The organism is Bifidobacterium sp. RTP21102st3_E2_RTP21102_210122 (genome assembly GCF_040916945.1).
Classification (GTDB): domain Bacteria; phylum Actinomycetota; class Actinomycetes; order Actinomycetales; family Bifidobacteriaceae; genus Bifidobacterium; species Bifidobacterium longum.
This window is the reverse complement of sequence record NZ_JBCPAN010000006.1, coordinates 1-17,378: the sequence shown is the minus strand read 5'-3', so window position 1 is coordinate 17,378 and position 17,378 is coordinate 1. Positions and strand designations below refer to the sequence as shown.

Sequence of the window (17,378 nt, the reverse complement as noted above, 5' to 3'; positions counted from 1 at the left end):
AAGTACCGCATCTCGGAGTAACTGACTGTCGACGTGCATGGTTTGAAATCTGATATCCACGCCCATCATGCCTAGCAAAATTACGGGAATGGGGTTCGGACTATTTCGCCTCAGCCAACCGGGAGCTTCCGAATGCTCAATGCTGTATGCACTTAGTGTGTGGAAACCAGCCAATCATTGACCAATGGCAGGCCGCAGTCGAAACCAGAAATATCCTCGCTCGCAGTCAGGTGCCGAGGCTCAGTGAAGTTGGTCACGTCCATATGGGATCACGCTCCAACAATTCATTCAGACGTAGGCCCATAGGTTCGTTTAATGCTGCGGTGAAATCATTCCACGCTTTACTGTTGAGCCGAATGATATGAGCTTCATGGATGTCCCGATCTGCGGCGGCGAGCAGATTCGATAATGCCCATTGCAACGAAGTCATGCCTTTGGACTCGGCCGCTTGGTCGATTCTGGAACGTTGCTCTTAGGTGAGTCTCATTTCAAAACGACTGTTCTTGTTATTCTCTGTAGTCATACTCCTGTTGTACGACTTTTGTACGGACACGATTGGTGTGTGCGGGATGTCGATTGCGATGGCCATGTGGGCTCCTTTGCTTGGTCTGTTCGATGTACAGGCGCGCAGCGCGCTGGTTCCCTGAACATACCGTGCGTGCGATTCGCATATCCAGCCGAACCGGCCTATGTGGTTCCAGCTCCCGAACCGGTCTTCCACTGTTCCTCGTCTTCTCGAGCAATGAACATCTGATATATGGATTGTCGCGTCGACTGCGTATCTCTAATCCTTGCGGATGAGGAGCGGGCCGGTGATCCAGAAAGGTTCATACCGCAGCCCGATGGTCGGCTGGGCGTTCGCTCCGTACGCTCGGGAGTATGAACACAGCAGCATCGCAATTGCAGCAGCCTCAGCCGGCGTCGGGACCGGCGGCTCAGCCTCAGCAGTCTCAGCAACCCCAACAGTTCCAGCAGCCGGCATCGCACACCCAGCAGTGGGCCCCGGTCATCGAGGCCCACGACCTGGTCATGGACTACACCGCCAGCATGGCCCGCGCACAGGCCGGGCACGGCGTCACCGGCGTGATACCAGCCGGCACGGGAGCCGGTTATGCGTCGGCGAATCCCGCTGCGGCCGGACCGGGTGCCATTCAGGCCGGCCAGCCATCCCAGCCAGCCCAGCCCGGCTTCGCCATGCCGACCATGCACACGCTCGCCCTGAACCACGTGAACTTCACGCTCCGGGAGGGCGAGACGGTAGCCGTGATGGGCCCGTCCGGCTCCGGCAAATCCACTTTGCTGCACGCGCTCGCCGGCATCATTAAGCCGACCGCCGGCACCGTCATCTTCCGTGGTGCCGACCTGAGCCGCATGAGCGACGCCGAGCGCACCAAACTGCGCCGCAACGACTTCGGCTTCGTCTTCCAGTCCGGCCAGCTGCTGCCCGAACTGCCGGCGGTCGAAAACATCGCCCTGCCGATGATGCTTGACGGCATGCCCTACCGCACCGCCACCGACACGGCGATCCTGTGGCTGGAACGCATGGGATTGCGCGCGCTCGCCACGCACCGGCCGGGGGAGATGAGCGGCGGACAGATGCAGCGCATCGCCATCGCCCGTGCACTCGCCGTCAAACCTGCCGTGGTCTTCGCCGACGAGCCGACCGGCGCGCTCGACCAAGCCACCGGCCGCGAGGTCATGGGCATTCTCATGGCCGCCGCGCGGGACAACGGTTCCGCCGTGGTCGTCGTCACCCACGACCCCAACGTCGCTTCGTTCTGCGGCCGTACCGTAATGATGCAGGACGGCCGTCTGCACCAGACAGACGCCAACCCCAACTCCGCCCCCGCTGGCGGGGGCTGTCAGCCGCAGGCTGACTGGGGGTGGCCCGAGGGCGCTGAATCACCCTCAGCCTCGCTACGCTCGGCAGCTCCAGCCGGCGGGAGCGAAACCACCGCAGGAGGCGCGCGATGAGCACGTTCGCCCTCTGGCGGCTGTTTCACCGCCCCGGCTTGCGCGGCAGCGCCGGCCACACCTCGATGCTGGCAATCATCGCCTTCGCCGCAGCCACCACCATCTTCCTCACTGTGCTCGGCGGCGTACACGGTTTCATCTGGCGGGCTTCGGCCGATCATACCGTCGCCTGCGCGTTCGACCTCGGTGCCTGCCGGCCCGATACGGTGGCCGCGTGGGAACGGCAGATCAGCGACCCGACGAGCCTGGCCCAATTCTCCACCGCCTATGTGGCGTTGGCGGTATTCGCCTGCATGCTGCTCGTCGTGCCGTTCGTGGCGCTCGCCGGTTCCGCCGCACGACTGGCCGCATCCCGCCGCGACGCCCGTCTCGCCGCCCTGCGTCTGGCCGGCGCGACCACCGGTCAGGTGGTGCGTCTCACCGCGCTTGACGCCGCCGGACAGGCGCTGATCGGCGCGCTTATCGGCATTGCCGGCTATTGCGCCCTGATGCCGGCAGTCATGCTGATTCCCTTCCAGGAGCAGCGGTTCACCTTCGAACAGCTATGGGTCGGCCCGCTGGCGCTGGTAATCACCTTGGCGGGCGTGGCCATCTTGGCGCTGATATCGTCGCTGGTCACCTTGCGCCGCGTGGCAATCACCCCATTGGGTGTCACCTCGCGCACCGCCACCGCATTGCCCTCAGGCACCCGTATGGTGCTGTTCGTGGTAGTCGTGGTGGTGGCCATGATCGTCTTCAAGAACCCGGCCATGCTGGCTCAGGCCGGCCAGGCGGTGATGTACGGCGTGATCATCGGTTTCATGCTGCTGTGCTTCGCGCTGGTGAATCTTATCGGCACGTGGGTGATCACCGCTCGCGCCAAGGCCAAGGCCAAGCGCCCCAAGGATGCGGCCACGATGATTGCCATGCGCCGTATTCTCGACAACCCTAAGCGCGCCTGGCGCAATGTGTCCGGCATTGCGTTGGCCGTGTTTATCGCCGGCATCACGTCGATCTGCGGATTCTTCGGATCGGCCGCCGTGGTCGATGACGCCAACGACCCGTTCACCGTGTTCATTCGCGACATCGGCACCGGCGGCATTCTGACGCTCGTGTTCGCCGCTGTGCTTGCCGCGGTCAGCTCCGGTGTGATGCAGGCCGGCAGCGTGTACGATCAGGCCGGCGAATATCGCATGCTGGTGTTGGAGGGCACTGATGTCAAGACCTTGAACCGTGCGCGATTCATCGAGGTACTCACCCCGCTCAACATCGTGGTGATCGTGGCCGGCGGCTGTTCCATGCTGCTTATGGCCCCTCTGTTCGCCGCTTCGATGACCGAACCGGCCACGCTGGCCAGCTTCTTCGGCGGGCTTGTGCTGTGCTATGCGCTGGTTTCCATCGGCGCGTTCGCGTCCAATCATGTGGCGGCCAGCTTGAATCTGACCGATTATCGGGCTGATGACTGAGCCGAGCTGCGCAGCGAATCGTTCTCAATAACAACTGTGCGTACTTTCGTATACGCAAATCGAACGTAGAAACGCTGAAATCACCGCAAATATGCGGATGAGCAAATGTTCGTTTGTGCGATATCTGTGCATTTGCGCGCACGGATACTATTGAGAACGCTTCTCTGCGCACCCATCACGACAGCAGCGCCGCGATGATCGCGATAAACACCGGGCTGGTCATGGTGCTCATCAGAATGCCGTCGCGCGCGAAGGTGAGACCCACGTTGTAGCGGGCCGCGTAGTTGTATACGTTCTGGCCGGTGGGCAGAGCGGCGAGTACCACGCAGGCGTACAGCTCGGAGCCGCGGAAGCCCATCACGAAGTAGGCGAGCAGGAACGCGATAATTGGCATGATGATGTTCTTGAGGACCGCGACCGTGAAGATGGCCGGGCGATCGCCCTTCTGCTGTAGCGGCTTGGTGCCGTGCAGGGACATGCCGAACGCCATCAGGATCATTGGCACAGCCGAATCGCCGATCATGTCGATCGGGTCGAAAATGAATTTCGGCACTGGGAACCAGCCGCTTTTAGCGGAAATCGCAGAGACCACAATGCCCAGCAGCGAGCCGATAAGCAGCGGCTGATGCAGTGGCTGCTTGGCGATTTCCTTGATGGAGACCTTGCCCTTGGTGGTCACGTCCAGCACTGTCAGGCCCACCGGTGTGAAGATGGCCTGCTGCATGACCAGAATCGGTGCCACAAGAGCCGGATTGCCCAGAATGTAGGTGGCGATTGGCAGGCCGATGTTATTGGAATTGAGGTACAGCGAATTCAGGGCACCGATGGTGGCGTCCGGGGCATTCAGGTGGAAGAACATACGGTTGAGCACCAAAAACACCACGCCTACCAGCACGGCGGAGAAGAACGCCACGATAATCGAGGGGTGGAAGATGTCGAAAATCGGCTCCTTGGAGAGAATCGCGAACATCAGGCACGGGCTCGATACGAAGAAGGAGAACCGGTTGAGCACCATCTGAGCGGACGGCCCGCCGATTCGCATTCGTGCGGCAACATATCCCACCGCGATTACGATGCCGATAACGCAGAAGCCTTGCATGGCGCTGATTAGACCTGGCATAATCCTCCCTTTCGCCACCCCAGTGTGGCACATAAAAATGTATTCGGCCGCAAAATCTCATGTAGTGAGTGTGCTGGGCCCGCCGCCCACGCGGTACGCTGTTCACATGACGCTTGAATTGAACCGCACCGCATCCACTGCCGAGCAGCTGAACAGCCTGCTCACCCAGATCATGGAGAACTTCTCCGTGTCCGACCACGAGGGCCCCCTCACCGACGAGGTCGAGGCCTTCCTTAACGAGCAAGAGCACCTGACCGTCCGCCGTCACGGCGACACAGTGGTGGCCAGCACCGACTTCGGCAAGCCGAGCCGTGTGATCTTGGCCGGGCACCTCGATACTGTGCCGGTCATCGACAATTTCCCACCAAAGTGGCTGGAGCCCGGCGATTCGCTGATTCGCGAAGAAATCGCCCACGCTCATCCCGAAGACCGCGTGCTGTGGGGCCGCGGTGCCACCGATATGAAGGCCTCCGACGCGGTGATGCTCTACCTCGCCGCCACGCTCGACGGCCGCACGCCGGAAACCACCCCGAAAGTCGACCTCACCTACGTCTTCTACGACCATGAGGAAGTCGTCGCCGAAAAGAATGGCCTACGCAAAGTCGTCGAGGCCCATCCCGATTGGATCACCGGCGATTTCGCCATCATCGGCGAGCCCACCAACAGCGGCATCGAGGGCGGTTGCAACGGTACGATTCGCTTCGACGTCGTAACCCACGGCGTGGCCGCGCACTCCGCCCGTGCATGGATGGGGGAGAACGCCATCCACAAGGCGGCCGACATTCTGAACCGACTCAACGCCTACGAGCCGGCCACCGTGAACGTGGACGGGCTCGATTATCGCGAGGGCCTCAACGCCACGCTGATCTCCGGCGGCAAAGGCACGAACGTCATTCCGGATGAATGCCGCGTACACGTCAACTACCGCTTCGCCCCGGACAAGTCGTTGGCCGAGGCCAAGGCTCTGATGATGGGCGCGGACGCCGGTGCCGAACTCGGCAATGGCGAGCATGTGGCTACCGGCGGCGTGTTCGAGGGCTACGGCATCGAAATGAAGGACGAAAGCCCCTCCGCGCGCCCGGGCCTGAACGCCCCGCTCGCCCAGGATCTGGTCCGACTGGTTAAGGAGCGCACTGGCCGCGACCCGCTGGCCAAGCTCGGCTGGACCGACGTGGCACGCTTCTCTCAGCTCGGTATCCCGGCCGTCAACCTCGGTGCCGGCGATCCGCTGCTGGCTCACAAGCACGACGAGCAGGTGCCTGAATCCGACCTGACCGCCATGGCCGCAATCCTTACCGACTGGCTGGTCTGACACCTCTCTAGCTCCCCTCCCTGAGGGGAGCTGTCACCGCGGGGGAGGGGAGCCGAGAGAACGTCAGCCTCGCCGGGCCACGCCCGCACAAAATATGTGGCATACTAAAGGATGGTGGTTCTGCATAACCATCAGCGTGCGAGATGGCGTCGATCCCCTTGCGGCTCTTGAGAATGAGACAACGCAAGCGCCGGTGTCCGCCACCCGCAGGACAGACTTGAGACGAAGTTGCCTTTACGCGGCGCGTTTTCGCGCGGCCACGGTGAGAGCGTGGTGTGAGTCAAGCGTATAGGCCTGGAAATAGGCGTCGTGATGCAGCGCGCCGCGAGGAGCATTGTGCCCACTGACAACCGTGAAGGTTTCGTCAACGACGGAACCGATAATTCAACCGTATCCAATGCCGATTCGGCTGCAGCCGTGAACGCTGCGCCTGCCGCCGCCTCCCAGCCCGCCGAACCTGTTCGCCGTCGTCGTGGCGGCCGCCGCGTGGTCCGCGGCACCGGTGCTGCCGGCGCTTCTCTGGAACTGCAAGTGCAGGAACGCGCCCCGCTGTTCGAAGCCCCCGCGCTTCCCGATGCCGGCACTGCGGCCGATTCCAAGTCAGCCGATTCCAGCGATTCCGATGAATCCAGCGATTCCCAGGATTCCGCCGAACGTCCAACCCGCCGCCGTTCGCGCCGCGCCGCTTCCGCAGTGGCCGACTCGGATAGCGAGGATGATCGTCCTCGTCGTTCGCGCCGCACTGTCAGTGCCGATGATTTCGATGACGATGACGCCCCACGTTCCCGCCGCCGTTCGGTTGTGGACGATGACGATTACGACGAGGACCGCCCGGTTCGCCGCCGCTCTCGCTCCCGCCAGTCCGACGATGATGACTACGAGGATCGGCCGGTTCGCTCCCGCTCTCGCCGTGCGTCTATGGATATGGATGATGATGACGAGGACCGTCCGGTTCGCCGTCGTTCTCGCCGTGCAGTTGCGGATACGCACGAGGACACCCCGGATGAGCGCCTGTTCGACGCGGTCGAATCCCTGCCCTCTGGCCACGAGGCCGTGCGTCGCGGCAAGCCGATGACGTCCCTGCTCTTCCAGGAACCGGTACTGCCCGCCGCTGTGGATGCGCACGATACCGCTGACACTCGTGATGACGATGTTGACGACGACGAACGTCCGTCGCGTCGCTCCCGCCGCTCGCGCAGCCACGATGATGACGACGCGCAGCCGCGCAGCCGCCGCCGTGACGACCGTGACGATCGTGGCCGCAATGCCGCCGACCGTGATGCGTCTCGTGACGCTTCCCGCAACGCTGCCGCCGGTGACGCCAATGCCAGCGCCAACACGGACCATGATGATTTCGATTCCGATGACGCTTCCGACTCTCGCCGTTCCCGTCGCTCCCGCCGCCTGAACGCCCAGGAGCGCCGTGCAGCCGCCGAAGTCGAGCAGATTGAGGAAGACCTCGAGCTGGACGATATCGCCTACTCGCCGATTGCCGAAGAGGAGGGCGACGAAGAATCCGACGCCACCCGCACCCGTTCGCGCCGTCGCCGCCGTCGCGGCTCACGCGGCGAAACCGGTGCCAACGGCGAGCACGATACCGCCGAGAACGATGCCGAAGATACGCGTTCCCGCCGTCGTGACGATCGCGATGATCATGACCGTGATCGCGATGAGGACGATGAGGAGCAGACCGTTACTCGCCGTCGCCGTCGCCGTCGTGGCGGCAAGAACGGCGAGGGCACCGACGACCAGAGTCAGAACAGCGAACAGCCGCTGGTCCGACGCTCCCGCAAGCAGCAGTACATCGACGAGATCACTGATGTGGAGGGCTCCACTCGTCTCGAGGCCAAGAAGCAGCGCCGCCGTGACAACCGCCGTGAGCGCAGCCGCCAGAGCCAGCTCATGGAACAGGACTTCCTCGCACGCCGCGAGAACGTGGACCGCCTGATGGTGGTGCGTGAGAAGGAACATCACACCCAGATTTCCGTGGTGGAAGACAATGTTCTGGTCGAGCATTACGTCTCCGACATTCAGGAAGTACAGACCGTCGGCAACATCTACCTTGGCCGCGTGCAGAACGTGCTGCCCAGCATGGAGGCCGCATTTGTGGACATCGGCCAGGCCCGCAACGGCGTGCTCTACGCCGGCGAGGTCAACTGGGATGCCGCTCGTCTCGAAGGCCAGCCGCGCCGCATCGAGCTGGCGTTCAAGTCCGGCGACCCGGTGCTCGTGCAGGTCACTAAGGACCCGATCGGCCACAAGGGTGCCCGCCTGACCTCTCAGGTCACGCTCGCCGGCCGCTTCCTGGTGCTCGTGCCATCCGGCGGCATGACCGGCGTGAGCCGCAAGCTTTCGGAGCGCGAACGCAGCCGTCTGAAGAACATCGTCTCCAAGATCGCCCCGAAAGACATGGGCGTGATCATCCGTACCGCAGCCGAGGGCGCATCCGAAGACGCCATCGTCAAGGATCTCGAATCACTGGTCCGCCAGTGGGAGCGCATCAACGCCAAGCGCGAGGAATTCTGGCACGGCAAGCGCCCGAAGCTCCTGCAGGGCGAGCCCGACGTGGCCATCCGCGTGGTGCGCGACATCTTCAACGACGACTTCAGCAAGCTCATCGTGGAAGGTGACAAGGTCTACGACCGTATCGAGGAATACCTTGACACCATGGCCCCCGACTTGAAGGACAAGCTGGAGAAGTGGGACCCGGCCGAGCATGAAGGCAAGGACGTGTTCGACAAGTGGTCCATCGACTCCCAGCTGCGTAAGGGCATGGAGCGTCAGGTCTACCTGCCGTCCGGCGGCTCGATTGTCATCGATCGCACCGAAGCCATGACCACCATTGACGTGAACACCGGCCGCTTTATCGGCAAGGGCAAGTCCTTGGAAGAAACGGTGACGCGTTGCAACCTGGAGGCGTCTGAAGAGATCGCCCGCCAGCTGCGCCTGCGCGATATCGGTGGCATGGTGATGATCGACTATGTGGATATGGTCATGCCCGCCAACCGCGATCTGGTGCTGCGCCGCTTGGTCGAATGCCTGGCACGCGACCGCACCAAGCATCAGGTGGCCGAAGTCACCTCGCTCGGTTTGGTGCAGATGACCCGCAAGCGCATCGGCCAGGGTCTGGTCGAGGCGTTCTCCGAGGAATGCCCGACCTGCAAGGGCCGTGGTTTCATCCTGCATGATCAGCCGACCGTTTCGGCCGACTACGACGATCCCTACGCGCTTCGCGGTGGCGACCCGTTCGTCAAAACCAACAAGCACGGTCGCGGCACCGCTCCCGCTCCCGAACCGGCTGGTTCCAGCGCCGACGTCAAAGCCAAACTGGCTCAGATTGCCGCCGCTGCCGTCGCTGCCAACAACACGGCGGAAGAGTAAGCGGAAGAGTAACAGGTGTGTCGTGCTTGACACGCGGGCAAAAATCATTTGATTTAGTCCGCATGGTGGTGTAGATTCGAAACTCGGTGTCTGACCGCAAGCTCGGTGCGTGTTAGGCAAGGTAGCTTTCCAAAACATAAAAGGAACGATAATGTACGCGATTGTGAAGGCCGGTGGCCATCAGGAAAAGGTCGAGGTTGGCGACGTCATCCTCGTGAACCGTCTCGACGCTAAGAAGGGCGATACCGTGGAATTCCCGGTCTCCCTCGTTGTCGATGGTGACAAGGTCACCCTTGCCGCCGCCGATCTGGCCAAGGTGTCCGTCAAGGCTGAGGTTGTGAACGACGAAGCCAAGGGCCCGAAGATTAGCATCCAGAAGTACAAGAACAAGACTGGTGTTGCTCGCCGTAAGGGTCATCGCCAGAAGCTGACTATCGTCAAGATCACGGCGATTGCCTGAGTTATAGAAAGGACCATGAATCATGGCACATAAGAAGGGTGCGTCCAGCTCTCGCAACGGTCGCGATTCTAACCCGCAATACCTCGGCGTGAAGAAGTTCGGCGGCGAAGCCGTCGTGGCCGGCAACATCATCGTTCGCCAGCGTGGCACCAACTTCCACCCGGGCCACAACGTCGGCATGGGCAAGGATCACACGCTGTTCGCCCTCACCGATGGCTCCGTGAAGTTCGGTGTGCGTCGCGACCGCAAGGTTGTCGACGTCATCGCCTGAGCGATATAGCGTCAAGCTTTTTTCAAGCCGCGCCCGTAAGGACGCGGCTTTTTTGTAAGGTAATCAATATGAGTGATTTTGTGGATCGAGTAACCGTCCATGTCAAGGGCGGCGATGGGGGCAACGGTTCGGCCGGCATCCGTCGTGAGAAATACAAGCCGTTGGCCGGCCCGAACGGTGGCAATGGCGGCGACGGTGGTTCCGTGGTGTTCGTGGCCGACCGTAACGCCACCAGCCTGCTCGACTATCGTTTCATGCCGCATCGTGTCGCCGGCAGCGGCACCATGGGTTTGGGCGACAATAAGGACGGCTCCAAGGGCGAGGACCTGATTCTGCCCGTGCCCTGCGGCACCGTCGTCTTTGAGGCGCGCGGCGAACAGGGCAAAGCCAAGCATCCCGGCGCGCAGCTCGCCGACCTGCGCCACGAGGGCGACCGCTGCGTCGTCGCCCAAGGCGGTGCCGGCGGCCTCGGCAACATCGCCTTGGCTAACAAGACCCGCCGCGCCCCCGGCTTCGCCCTGCTCGGCGAACTCGGTGAAGAGCGCGACGTGATTTTGGAATTGAAGTCCATCGCCGACGTGGCGTTGGTCGGTTTCCCCTCGGCCGGAAAGTCGTCCCTGATTGCGGCGATGAGTTCCGCCAAGCCGAAGATCGCCGACTACCCGTTCACCACGCTGGTGCCGAATCTCGGCGTCGTTATCGCCGGCGACTCTCGATACACCATCGCCGACGTGCCGGGCCTGATTCCGGGCGCCTCCGAAGGCAAGGGCCTGGGACTGGAGTTCCTGCGCCACATCGAACGTACCGAAATCATCGCCCATGTGATCGATTGCGCCACGCTTGAACCGGACCGCGACCCGATGTCCGACTACCACGCGCTGGAAAACGAGTTGGCGCTCTACGCCGACAAGCTCGAGCTGCCGTTGGGTGCCATCCCGATTCCCGAACGCCCGCGCATCGTGATTCTGAACAAGATCGATGTGCCCGAGGCCAAGGAATTGGCTGAGTTCGTGCGTCCGGAGTTCGAGAAACTCGGGCTGAAGGTCTTTGAGATCTCCACTGCCTCGCACGAGGGTCTAAAGGAGCTCAACTTCGCGTTGTCTGCGCTGGTGCACGAGATGCGTGAGGAAGTGGCCAACCGCGAGCAGGCCGAAGAGGAGGCTCGCGTGGTCATCAAGCCATTGGAGACCAAGGGCCGCCGTCCGCGTCGTGCTGACGAGGGCGGCAGTGCGCTTGAGTTCACGGTCGAGCGCCGCGAACTCGGCAATGGCGAAGTGTTCTTCGAGGTGCGTGGCGTCAAGCCGGAGCGCTGGGTCATGCAGACCAACTTCGACAACGACGAGGCCGTGGGCTACCTGGCTGACCGCTTGGCCAAGCTGGGCGTGGAGGACGAGCTGCGCCGCAAGGGTGCTCACCCCGGCGACGAAGTGCGCATCGGTCGTGGTGCCCGTATGGTCGAATTCGATTGGGATCCGACCATCTCCGCTGGTGCCGAAATGCTCGACGGCTCCAACCTCGGTGCCCGAGGCAAGGATCTGCGTCTCGAAGAGCTGGACCCGCGCACGCACCGCCGCTCCAACGCCGAACGTCGTGCCCAATACCACGAGATGATGGACGCCCGTGCCGCCGTGCGCGACGCGATGATGGCCGAACGCAAGGCCGGCCACTGGGCCGACCCGACCGTTGACGACGATCGCCATGACGAAACCAGCCTGTTCGGCCACGGTGAGTCCAGCGAAGATGGTGAAACCGAGGAATAAATGAGCACTCCGAGTCAGGCCGAGGTGCGGCGCATGATCGCCGCAGCCGGAACCATTGTCGTGAAAGTCGGCTCCAGCTCGCTGACCCAGCCGAGCGGTCACCTCGACCCGGACAAGCTCGACGCGTTGGCCGCGGCCTTGGCTCAGGTCCGATTGATGGGCGGACGTGTGGTGCTGGTCTCGTCCGGTGCTATCGCCGCCGGTTTCGGGCCTCTGGGCTTTGACTCGCGGCCGGTGGACGTGGCCACTCAGCAGGCCACCGCAGCCGTCGGCCAAGGGCTACTGATGGCCCGCTACGAGACTGCGTTCGGTCGATTCGGTATTCGCGTCGGCCAGATTCTGATCACTGCCGAAGATACGATTCGTGCCACCCAGTACCGCAATGTGGAACGCACGCTGGACCGTCTGCTTGACCTCGGCGTGGTGCCGATCATCAACGAAAACGATTCGTTGGCCTCGAACGAGATTCGCTTCGGCGACAACGATCGACTCTCCGCGTTGGTGGCCAACCTGGTGCGGGCCGAAGCCTTGGTGCTACTGACCGACGTGGACGCGCTGTACACTGCGCCGCCCTCGCAGCCCGGCTCCCGCCGTGTGGAATATGTGCCCAACGTGATTGATGCGCTGGGCGACATCCAAGTCTCCGGCTCCGGCTCCAAGGTCGGCACCGGCGGCATGGTCACCAAACTCGAGGCCGCGCGCGTGGCGGCCGTCTCGGGCATCCCCACGGTACTCACCTGCGCCTCGAACGCGGGCCCTGCGATGATGGGCGATCCGGTGGGCACCGTGTTCGCACCGGTTAAGGCCCGCGGCTCCTCACGCCGTCTGTGGATCGGCTTCGCCGCCGACCCGCGCGGCACGATTGTGGTCGATGCGGGTGCCGGCCAGGCGATTCGCGGCGGGCGTGCCTCGCTGCTGGCGGCCGGCGCGCTCGAAGTGCATGGCGATTTTTCCGCCGGCGATCCGGTCTGGATCGATGCCGAAAGCGGCGAACACCTGGCCCGAGGCCTCGCCGGCTTCGATTCCGAAGAAATTCCGCAGATGCTCGGGCGTAACACCGCCCAACTCAAGCGTTTCCTCGGCCCCCAGTACGCCCACCCACTGGTTCATCGCGACAATCTTGTACTTGTGTGACTGATGGGATCTGTCACACGACAGATCCCATCACCATAGTGCGGCTCTGGCGATTTTTCGTGCTGTAGGTTTAGCATGGAAGCCATGACTATGGCGCAATGGCAGACTCTTTCCGACCGTATCAACACTGTGGCACCGAGCGCTACGCTCGCCGTCGATTCCAAGGCCAAGGCCATGAAGGCCGCCGGACTTGACGTTATCGGCTTCGGCGCAGGTGAACCGAATTTCCCGACCCCCGCAAACGTGGTCAAGGCTGCGGCAGATGCCTGCCTTGACCCAAAGAATTACAAGTACACGCCTACGCCGGGCCTGCCCGAGCTGCGCGAAGCGATTGCGGCTAAGGTGCTGCGCGATTCCGGCTACGAGGTGTCCGCCGACCAGGTTGTGGTGACCAACGGTGGCAAGCAGGCCGTGTATGAATCCTTCCAGATCTTGCTCAACGATGGCGATGAGGTCATCATCCCCGCTCCGTACTGGACCAGCTATCCTGAAGCCGTCAAATTGGCGGGTGGCGTGCCGGTCGAAGTATTCGCCGGTGCCGACGTGAACTTCGAGCCCTCGCTTGAGGCGCTGGAAGCGGCCCGTACCGAGCGTACGAAGGCAATCATCGTCAACTCCCCGAACAACCCGACCGGAGCCGTCTGGAAGCCGGAAACCGTGGAAGCGATCGGTCGTTGGGCCGTCGAGCACCACATTTGGGTTATCTCCGACGAGATCTACGAGCACCTGAACTATGACGATGCGCACACCACCTACATCGGTGCCGCCGTGCCGGAATGCCGCGGGCAGCTGCTGGTGCTGAACGGCGTGGCTAAGACCTATGCGATGCCTGGCTGGCGCGTGGGCTGGATGGTCGCGCCGCTTGAGGTGGCCAAGGCCGCCACCAAGCTGCAGGGGCATATGACCTCCAATGTGGCCAACATCTCCCAGCGTGCGGCTCTGGCCGCCGTGGCTGGCCCGCTGGACGAGGTGCATGAGATGCGCAAGGCGTTCGATGCACGTCGCCGCGCGATCGTGGCTGCTCTGAACGATATTGAGGGCGTTAACTGCCCGACTCCGACCGGTGCGTTCTACGCTTTTGCGGACATCACCGCTTTGCTTGGCAAGCCGCTGGGGCCCAACGGCACTGTGTCCGATACGTCCGCTGACTTTGCCGCTGCACTGTTGGATGAGGCCCACGTGGCCGCCGTCCCCGGCGAGGCCTTTGGTGCTCCCGGTTACCTGCGTTTCTCCTACGCACTGGCCGACGAAGACCTAGCCGAAGGCATGCGTCGATTCAAGGAATGGGCTAACTGAGAAGAGTCGCGTGCTACGCGCGCGACACGCGATTTGCGATAATCCACCGGAGCCGTTACTATAACGACTTGGCGGTTTCGCCGTGGCGAAGCGTTCTCTACGGAACGCACGCCGAGGTGGATTTTCACCTAGGGAAGTGGCGCAATTGGTAGCGCAACGGTCTCCAAAACCGTAGGTTGTGGGTTCGAGTCCCGCCTTCCCTGCCAAGTTTCTAATAATCAAGCAGCTGACGCGAGGTACGGAATGGCTAAGACGAGCAAGAGTGAAAAGGCAGTCAAGCCGAATGTCTTCATGCGTATCGGTCTGTTCATCAAGCAGATCATCGACGAGCTTCGCAAGGTCGTGACCCCTACCGCCAAGGAACTGTTCTTCTGGTCTCTGGCCGTATTCATCTTCGTGCTGCTGCTGATGGCCCTCGTGACTGGCATGGACTTCGGTCTAGGCAAGGCCACGCTGTGGGTGTTCGGCTGATCCGCACAACCTAAGGTGAATAACAACGCATGAGTGATGAACTGAATCTCGAGAACCTCGACGCCGTCCCGGCTGAGGAGCCTGTTGTCGAGGCTTCCGAAGCTGCTGCCGATGAGGCAGCTGCCCCGGTCGAACCGGTCGCTGACCTTTCCGCAGAATCTGACGCATCCGTCGACAATGCAGATGTTGAGTCCGACGCTCCGGCGGCGACTGAATCCGCTCCCGTTGCTTCCACTCAGACCGAGACCGTTTCTCTGGATGAGGACGAGGAAGAAGTCAACGAATCCGAGCAGGCCGAGGAGACCGATGCCGGTCAGCAGGCCGTTGACGAATTCTCCAAGTCCCTGCGTTCCCTTGATGGCAAGTGGTACGTGCTGCACACCTACTCCGGCTACGAGAAGCGCGTGAAGACCAACATCGAGTCCCGCGTCGCCTCCTTCGGCATGGAAGACCAGATCTTCCAGGTCGAGGTGCCGATGGAAGAAGTCGAGAAGCACACCGAGAAGGGCAAGAAGGTCATCACCCGCGTGCGTGTTCCTGGCTACGTGCTGATTCGTATGTGGCCGGATGAGAACGCCCGCCGTATCGTTCGTGAGACCGAAGGCGTGACCGGCTTCGTTGGCCCGACCAAGGATCCGGCGCCGCTCTCCCGCAAGGAAGTCGTGGCGATGATGGCTCCGATGATTGCTTCCGAGGCACTCAAGGCCGCCGGCGACAAGCCCGCCGCCGCCAAGAAGCGCAAGGTCGAGGTCTCCTACGCCGTTGGCGATCAGGTCACCGTCACCGATGGGCCTTTCGCCACCATGGCCGCCGTTGTTTCCGACGTGGAGCCCACCACTCAGAAGCTCACCGTGCTCGTGTCCATCTTCGGCCGTGATACGCCGGTGGAGCTTGGCTTCCACCAGGTTCAGAAGCTAGATTAACTCCCAAACTTTGCAGAGCCCGACCATCGTGGTCGGGCTTTTTGTGTTGTCCGGGTGGATTTGCATAATAGGAAAGCTTGTGTCTGGAGAGGAGACTCGCTAGCACAGCACAGCAATATAAGTTGCGGGAGGAGACCGACCACAGGCCGATTGCCTACAGCATGCACGGATAAATAATGAGTCAAGACCGAGCATGATGGCAGACAGCCGAACCTGAGGACGGCGACCATTCGAACCGCGTTATAGAAAGAAGAACCATAATATGGCTCCCAAGAAGAAAGTCTCGGCGCTGATTAAGCTCCAGATCCAGGCTGGCAAGGCCAACCCGGCCCCGCCGCTGGGCCCGGCTCTGGGTTCGCATGGCGTGAACATCATGGACTTCTGCAAGGCATACAATGCCCAGACGCAGGACAAGATGGGTCAGGTCATCCCTGTCGAGATCACCGTTTACGAAGATCGTTCCTTCACCTTCGTGCTCAAGACCCCGCCGGCTGCAGCTCTGCTGAAGAAGGCCGCTGGCGTTGAGAAGGGCACCGAGAACCCGCTGACCCACAAGGTCGGCTCTGTCACCAAGGCGCAGGTTCGCGAAATCGCCGAGATCAAGATGGAAGATCTGTCTGCTCGCGATATCGAGGCCGGCATGAAGATCATCGAGGGCACCGCTCGCTCGATGGGCATCACGGTTACGGACTGATAAGGAGAAGGACAGATGGTAAAGCGTTCCAAGAAGTACCGCGAAGCCGCTGAGCGCGTCGATCGCAACAACCTCTACACCGCCAACGAGGCCATCGCTCTGCTCAAGAGCATGCCCTCCTACAACTTCGACCAGACCGTCGAGGCTGTGTTCCGTCTGAGCGTTGACCCGCGTAAGGCCGACCAGCTCGTGCGTGGTACCGTCAACCTGCCTCACGGCACTGGTAAGACCGCCAAGGTCCTCGTGTTCGCCCGTGGCCCGAAGGCTACCGAGGCTACCGAGGCTGGCGCCGACATCGTCGGTGATGACGACCTGATCGCAAAGGTTCAGGGCGGCTTCCTCGACTTCGACGCCGTGGTTGCTACTCCGGACATGATGGGCAAGGTCGGCCGTCTGGGCCGTGTGCTCGGTCCGCGTGGCCTGATGCCGAACCCCAAGACCGGCACCGTGACCATGGATGTCACCAAGGCTGTCAAGGACATCAAGGGCGGCAAGATCGAGTTCCGTGTCGACAAGAACGGCAACCTGAGCTTCCTCATCGGTAAGATGAGCTTCGATGAGTCCGCTCTGGACGAGAACTTCAAGGCTGTGGCCGACGAAGTCAAGCGTCTGAAGCCCGCCACCGTGAAGGGCCGTTACCTGACCAAGGCGACCATCACCTCCACGATGAACCCGGGCGTTCCGGTTGACCCGAACACCCTGGCCTGAGGCTAGCGAGCTTCAATAGCTACTGAAAGGGACTTCCCGTAAAGGGAAGTCCCTTTTTGCATATGCGATGACCGGTTGCGAGAAGGTGAACCTGGATGGTCACGCAATCGAATTCTTGCAACACGCCGGTGAACGCATGAATTTGTTACGCATCGGCAATGCAAAACGGATTATTCTGGTATCAGAACAGCGCAAATAGGCTGTTTGCGACACGCCGAAGGAACCGTGTGATTGCAACGATTCCTGAGGCTTTTGCGCGCCTCGATTTGCGCGAATCCAAACATGCGTGTAAGTTATTCACCTGTTGCCGCTCAGCGCGGCGGGTTCCTTCTTCTGGTTGGTTTCCTGTCTTGCTGGTGTGGTGGTGGTTTGAGAACTCAAGAGCGTGTTTGTACTACTTCTTTATAGTCAATGATTGCCAGTTCATTC

The 17,378-nt window shown here is 61.8% G+C and carries 15 protein-coding genes, 1 tRNA gene and 1 pseudogene; 15 read left to right on the top strand and 2 right to left on the bottom strand.

Annotation, left to right across the window (positions count from 1 at the left end):
- Positions 1-253 precede the first annotated feature (253 nt).
- Positions 254-460: pseudogene (locus AB5287_RS07805) on the bottom strand (DUF1778 domain-containing protein); the annotation flags it as partial.
- A 419-nt stretch (positions 461-879) separates the two neighbouring features.
- On the opposite strand from AB5287_RS07805, the gene AB5287_RS07800 reads away from it, so the two are divergent.
- Positions 880-1,974, top strand: a complete 1,095-nt coding sequence (locus tag AB5287_RS07800; protein ID WP_368220988.1) for an ABC transporter ATP-binding protein — start codon at positions 880-882, stop codon at positions 1,972-1,974.
- A complete protein-coding gene (locus AB5287_RS07795; protein WP_117775301.1) occupies positions 1,971-3,419 on the top strand; it encodes an FtsX-like permease family protein in 1,449 nt (482 codons plus the stop codon). Before AB5287_RS07800 ends, AB5287_RS07795 begins: the two co-directional genes overlap by 4 nt.
- A gap of 175 nt (positions 3,420-3,594) precedes the next feature.
- On the opposite strand, the gene AB5287_RS07790 is transcribed toward AB5287_RS07795, so the two are convergent.
- Positions 3,595-4,539 carry an AEC family transporter gene (locus AB5287_RS07790; RefSeq protein ID WP_007053065.1) on the bottom strand — a complete coding sequence of 315 codons (945 nt, stop codon included), beginning with the start codon at positions 4,537-4,539 and terminating at the stop codon, positions 3,595-3,597.
- 106 nt (positions 4,540-4,645) lie between these two features.
- Between AB5287_RS07790 and dapE the strand changes: the two genes are divergently transcribed.
- The 13 genes from dapE to AB5287_RS07725 form a co-directional block, all read left to right on the top strand.
- Entirely contained in the window at positions 4,646-5,851 is a 1,206-nt protein-coding gene (dapE, locus tag AB5287_RS07785) for a succinyl-diaminopimelate desuccinylase (RefSeq protein WP_007053064.1), read from the top strand.
- 312 nt (positions 5,852-6,163) lie between these two features.
- Entirely contained in the window at positions 6,164-9,232 is a 3,069-nt protein-coding gene (locus AB5287_RS07780; protein ID WP_007057135.1) for an Rne/Rng family ribonuclease, read from the top strand.
- 151 nt (positions 9,233-9,383) lie between these two features.
- Positions 9,384-9,692 (top strand): 50S ribosomal protein L21, encoded by a 309-nt coding sequence (gene rplU / locus AB5287_RS07775; RefSeq protein ID WP_007053062.1) that lies wholly within the window; start codon positions 9,384-9,386, stop codon positions 9,690-9,692.
- A gap of 22 nt (positions 9,693-9,714) precedes the next feature.
- On the top strand, positions 9,715-9,963 hold the full coding sequence (rpmA, locus tag AB5287_RS07770; protein WP_007053061.1) for a 50S ribosomal protein L27: 249 nt from the start codon (positions 9,715-9,717) through the stop codon (positions 9,961-9,963).
- 68 nt (positions 9,964-10,031) lie between these two features.
- Entirely contained in the window at positions 10,032-11,723 is a 1,692-nt protein-coding gene (gene obgE / locus AB5287_RS07765; protein WP_007053060.1) for a GTPase ObgE, read from the top strand.
- Complete coding sequence (gene proB, locus AB5287_RS07760; RefSeq protein WP_007055074.1) at positions 11,724-12,857, top strand: glutamate 5-kinase; 1,134 nt, start codon at positions 11,724-11,726, stop codon at positions 12,855-12,857. It begins immediately after the preceding gene.
- A 90-nt stretch (positions 12,858-12,947) separates the two neighbouring features.
- A complete protein-coding gene (locus tag AB5287_RS07755; RefSeq protein WP_368221044.1) occupies positions 12,948-14,153 on the top strand; it encodes a pyridoxal phosphate-dependent aminotransferase in 1,206 nt (401 codons plus the stop codon).
- A gap of 130 nt (positions 14,154-14,283) precedes the next feature.
- Positions 14,284-14,359: transfer RNA gene (locus AB5287_RS07750), tRNA-Trp, on the top strand.
- 37 nt (positions 14,360-14,396) lie between these two features.
- Positions 14,397-14,624, top strand: a complete 228-nt coding sequence (secE, locus tag AB5287_RS07745; protein WP_007053057.1) for a preprotein translocase subunit SecE — start codon at positions 14,397-14,399, stop codon at positions 14,622-14,624.
- Between the two features lie 29 nt (positions 14,625-14,653).
- The gene (gene nusG, locus AB5287_RS07740) at positions 14,654-15,547 is read left to right on the top strand and encodes a transcription termination/antitermination protein NusG (RefSeq protein ID WP_007054201.1); all 894 of its coding nucleotides are present in this window, start codon (positions 14,654-14,656) and stop codon (positions 15,545-15,547) included.
- A gap of 262 nt (positions 15,548-15,809) precedes the next feature.
- Positions 15,810-16,241, top strand: coding sequence for a 50S ribosomal protein L11 (rplK, locus tag AB5287_RS07735; RefSeq protein WP_007053055.1), 432 nt, complete (start codon positions 15,810-15,812; stop codon positions 16,239-16,241).
- 15 nt (positions 16,242-16,256) lie between these two features.
- Positions 16,257-16,949 (top strand): 50S ribosomal protein L1, encoded by a 693-nt coding sequence (rplA, locus tag AB5287_RS07730; RefSeq protein ID WP_131221678.1) that lies wholly within the window; start codon positions 16,257-16,259, stop codon positions 16,947-16,949.
- Between the two features lie 227 nt (positions 16,950-17,176).
- Positions 17,177-17,378: hypothetical protein (locus tag AB5287_RS07725; RefSeq protein ID WP_368220987.1), on the top strand; the 202-nt coding region annotated here is incomplete at its 3' end.

What these genes read in the sequence shown, in the direction of transcription:
- rplK (WP_007053055.1), top strand. Translation starts at nt 15,810, where the DNA reads ATGGCTCCCAAGAAGAAAGTCTCGGCGCTGATTAAGCTCCAGATCCAG.
- AB5287_RS07790 (WP_007053065.1), bottom strand. Translation starts at nt 4,539, where the DNA reads ATGCCAGGTCTAATCAGCGCCATGCAAGGCTTCTGCGTTATCGGCATC.
- secE (WP_007053057.1), top strand. Translation starts at nt 14,397, where the DNA reads ATGGCTAAGACGAGCAAGAGTGAAAAGGCAGTCAAGCCGAATGTCTTC.
- rplA (WP_131221678.1), top strand. Translation starts at nt 16,257, where the DNA reads ATGGTAAAGCGTTCCAAGAAGTACCGCGAAGCCGCTGAGCGCGTCGAT.
- nusG (WP_007054201.1), top strand. Translation starts at nt 14,654, where the DNA reads ATGAGTGATGAACTGAATCTCGAGAACCTCGACGCCGTCCCGGCTGAG.
- dapE (WP_007053064.1), top strand. Translation starts at nt 4,646, where the DNA reads ATGACGCTTGAATTGAACCGCACCGCATCCACTGCCGAGCAGCTGAAC.
- obgE (WP_007053060.1), top strand. Translation starts at nt 10,032, where the DNA reads ATGAGTGATTTTGTGGATCGAGTAACCGTCCATGTCAAGGGCGGCGAT.
- rplU (WP_007053062.1), top strand. Translation starts at nt 9,384, where the DNA reads ATGTACGCGATTGTGAAGGCCGGTGGCCATCAGGAAAAGGTCGAGGTT.
- AB5287_RS07800 (WP_368220988.1), top strand. Translation starts at nt 880, where the DNA reads ATGAACACAGCAGCATCGCAATTGCAGCAGCCTCAGCCGGCGTCGGGA.
- AB5287_RS07755 (WP_368221044.1), top strand. Translation starts at nt 12,948, where the DNA reads ATGGCGCAATGGCAGACTCTTTCCGACCGTATCAACACTGTGGCACCG.
- proB (WP_007055074.1), top strand. Translation starts at nt 11,724, where the DNA reads ATGAGCACTCCGAGTCAGGCCGAGGTGCGGCGCATGATCGCCGCAGCC.
- AB5287_RS07795 (WP_117775301.1), top strand. Translation starts at nt 1,971, where the DNA reads ATGAGCACGTTCGCCCTCTGGCGGCTGTTTCACCGCCCCGGCTTGCGC.
- rpmA (WP_007053061.1), top strand. Translation starts at nt 9,715, where the DNA reads ATGGCACATAAGAAGGGTGCGTCCAGCTCTCGCAACGGTCGCGATTCT.
- AB5287_RS07780 (WP_007057135.1), top strand. Translation starts at nt 6,164, where the DNA reads ATGCAGCGCGCCGCGAGGAGCATTGTGCCCACTGACAACCGTGAAGGT.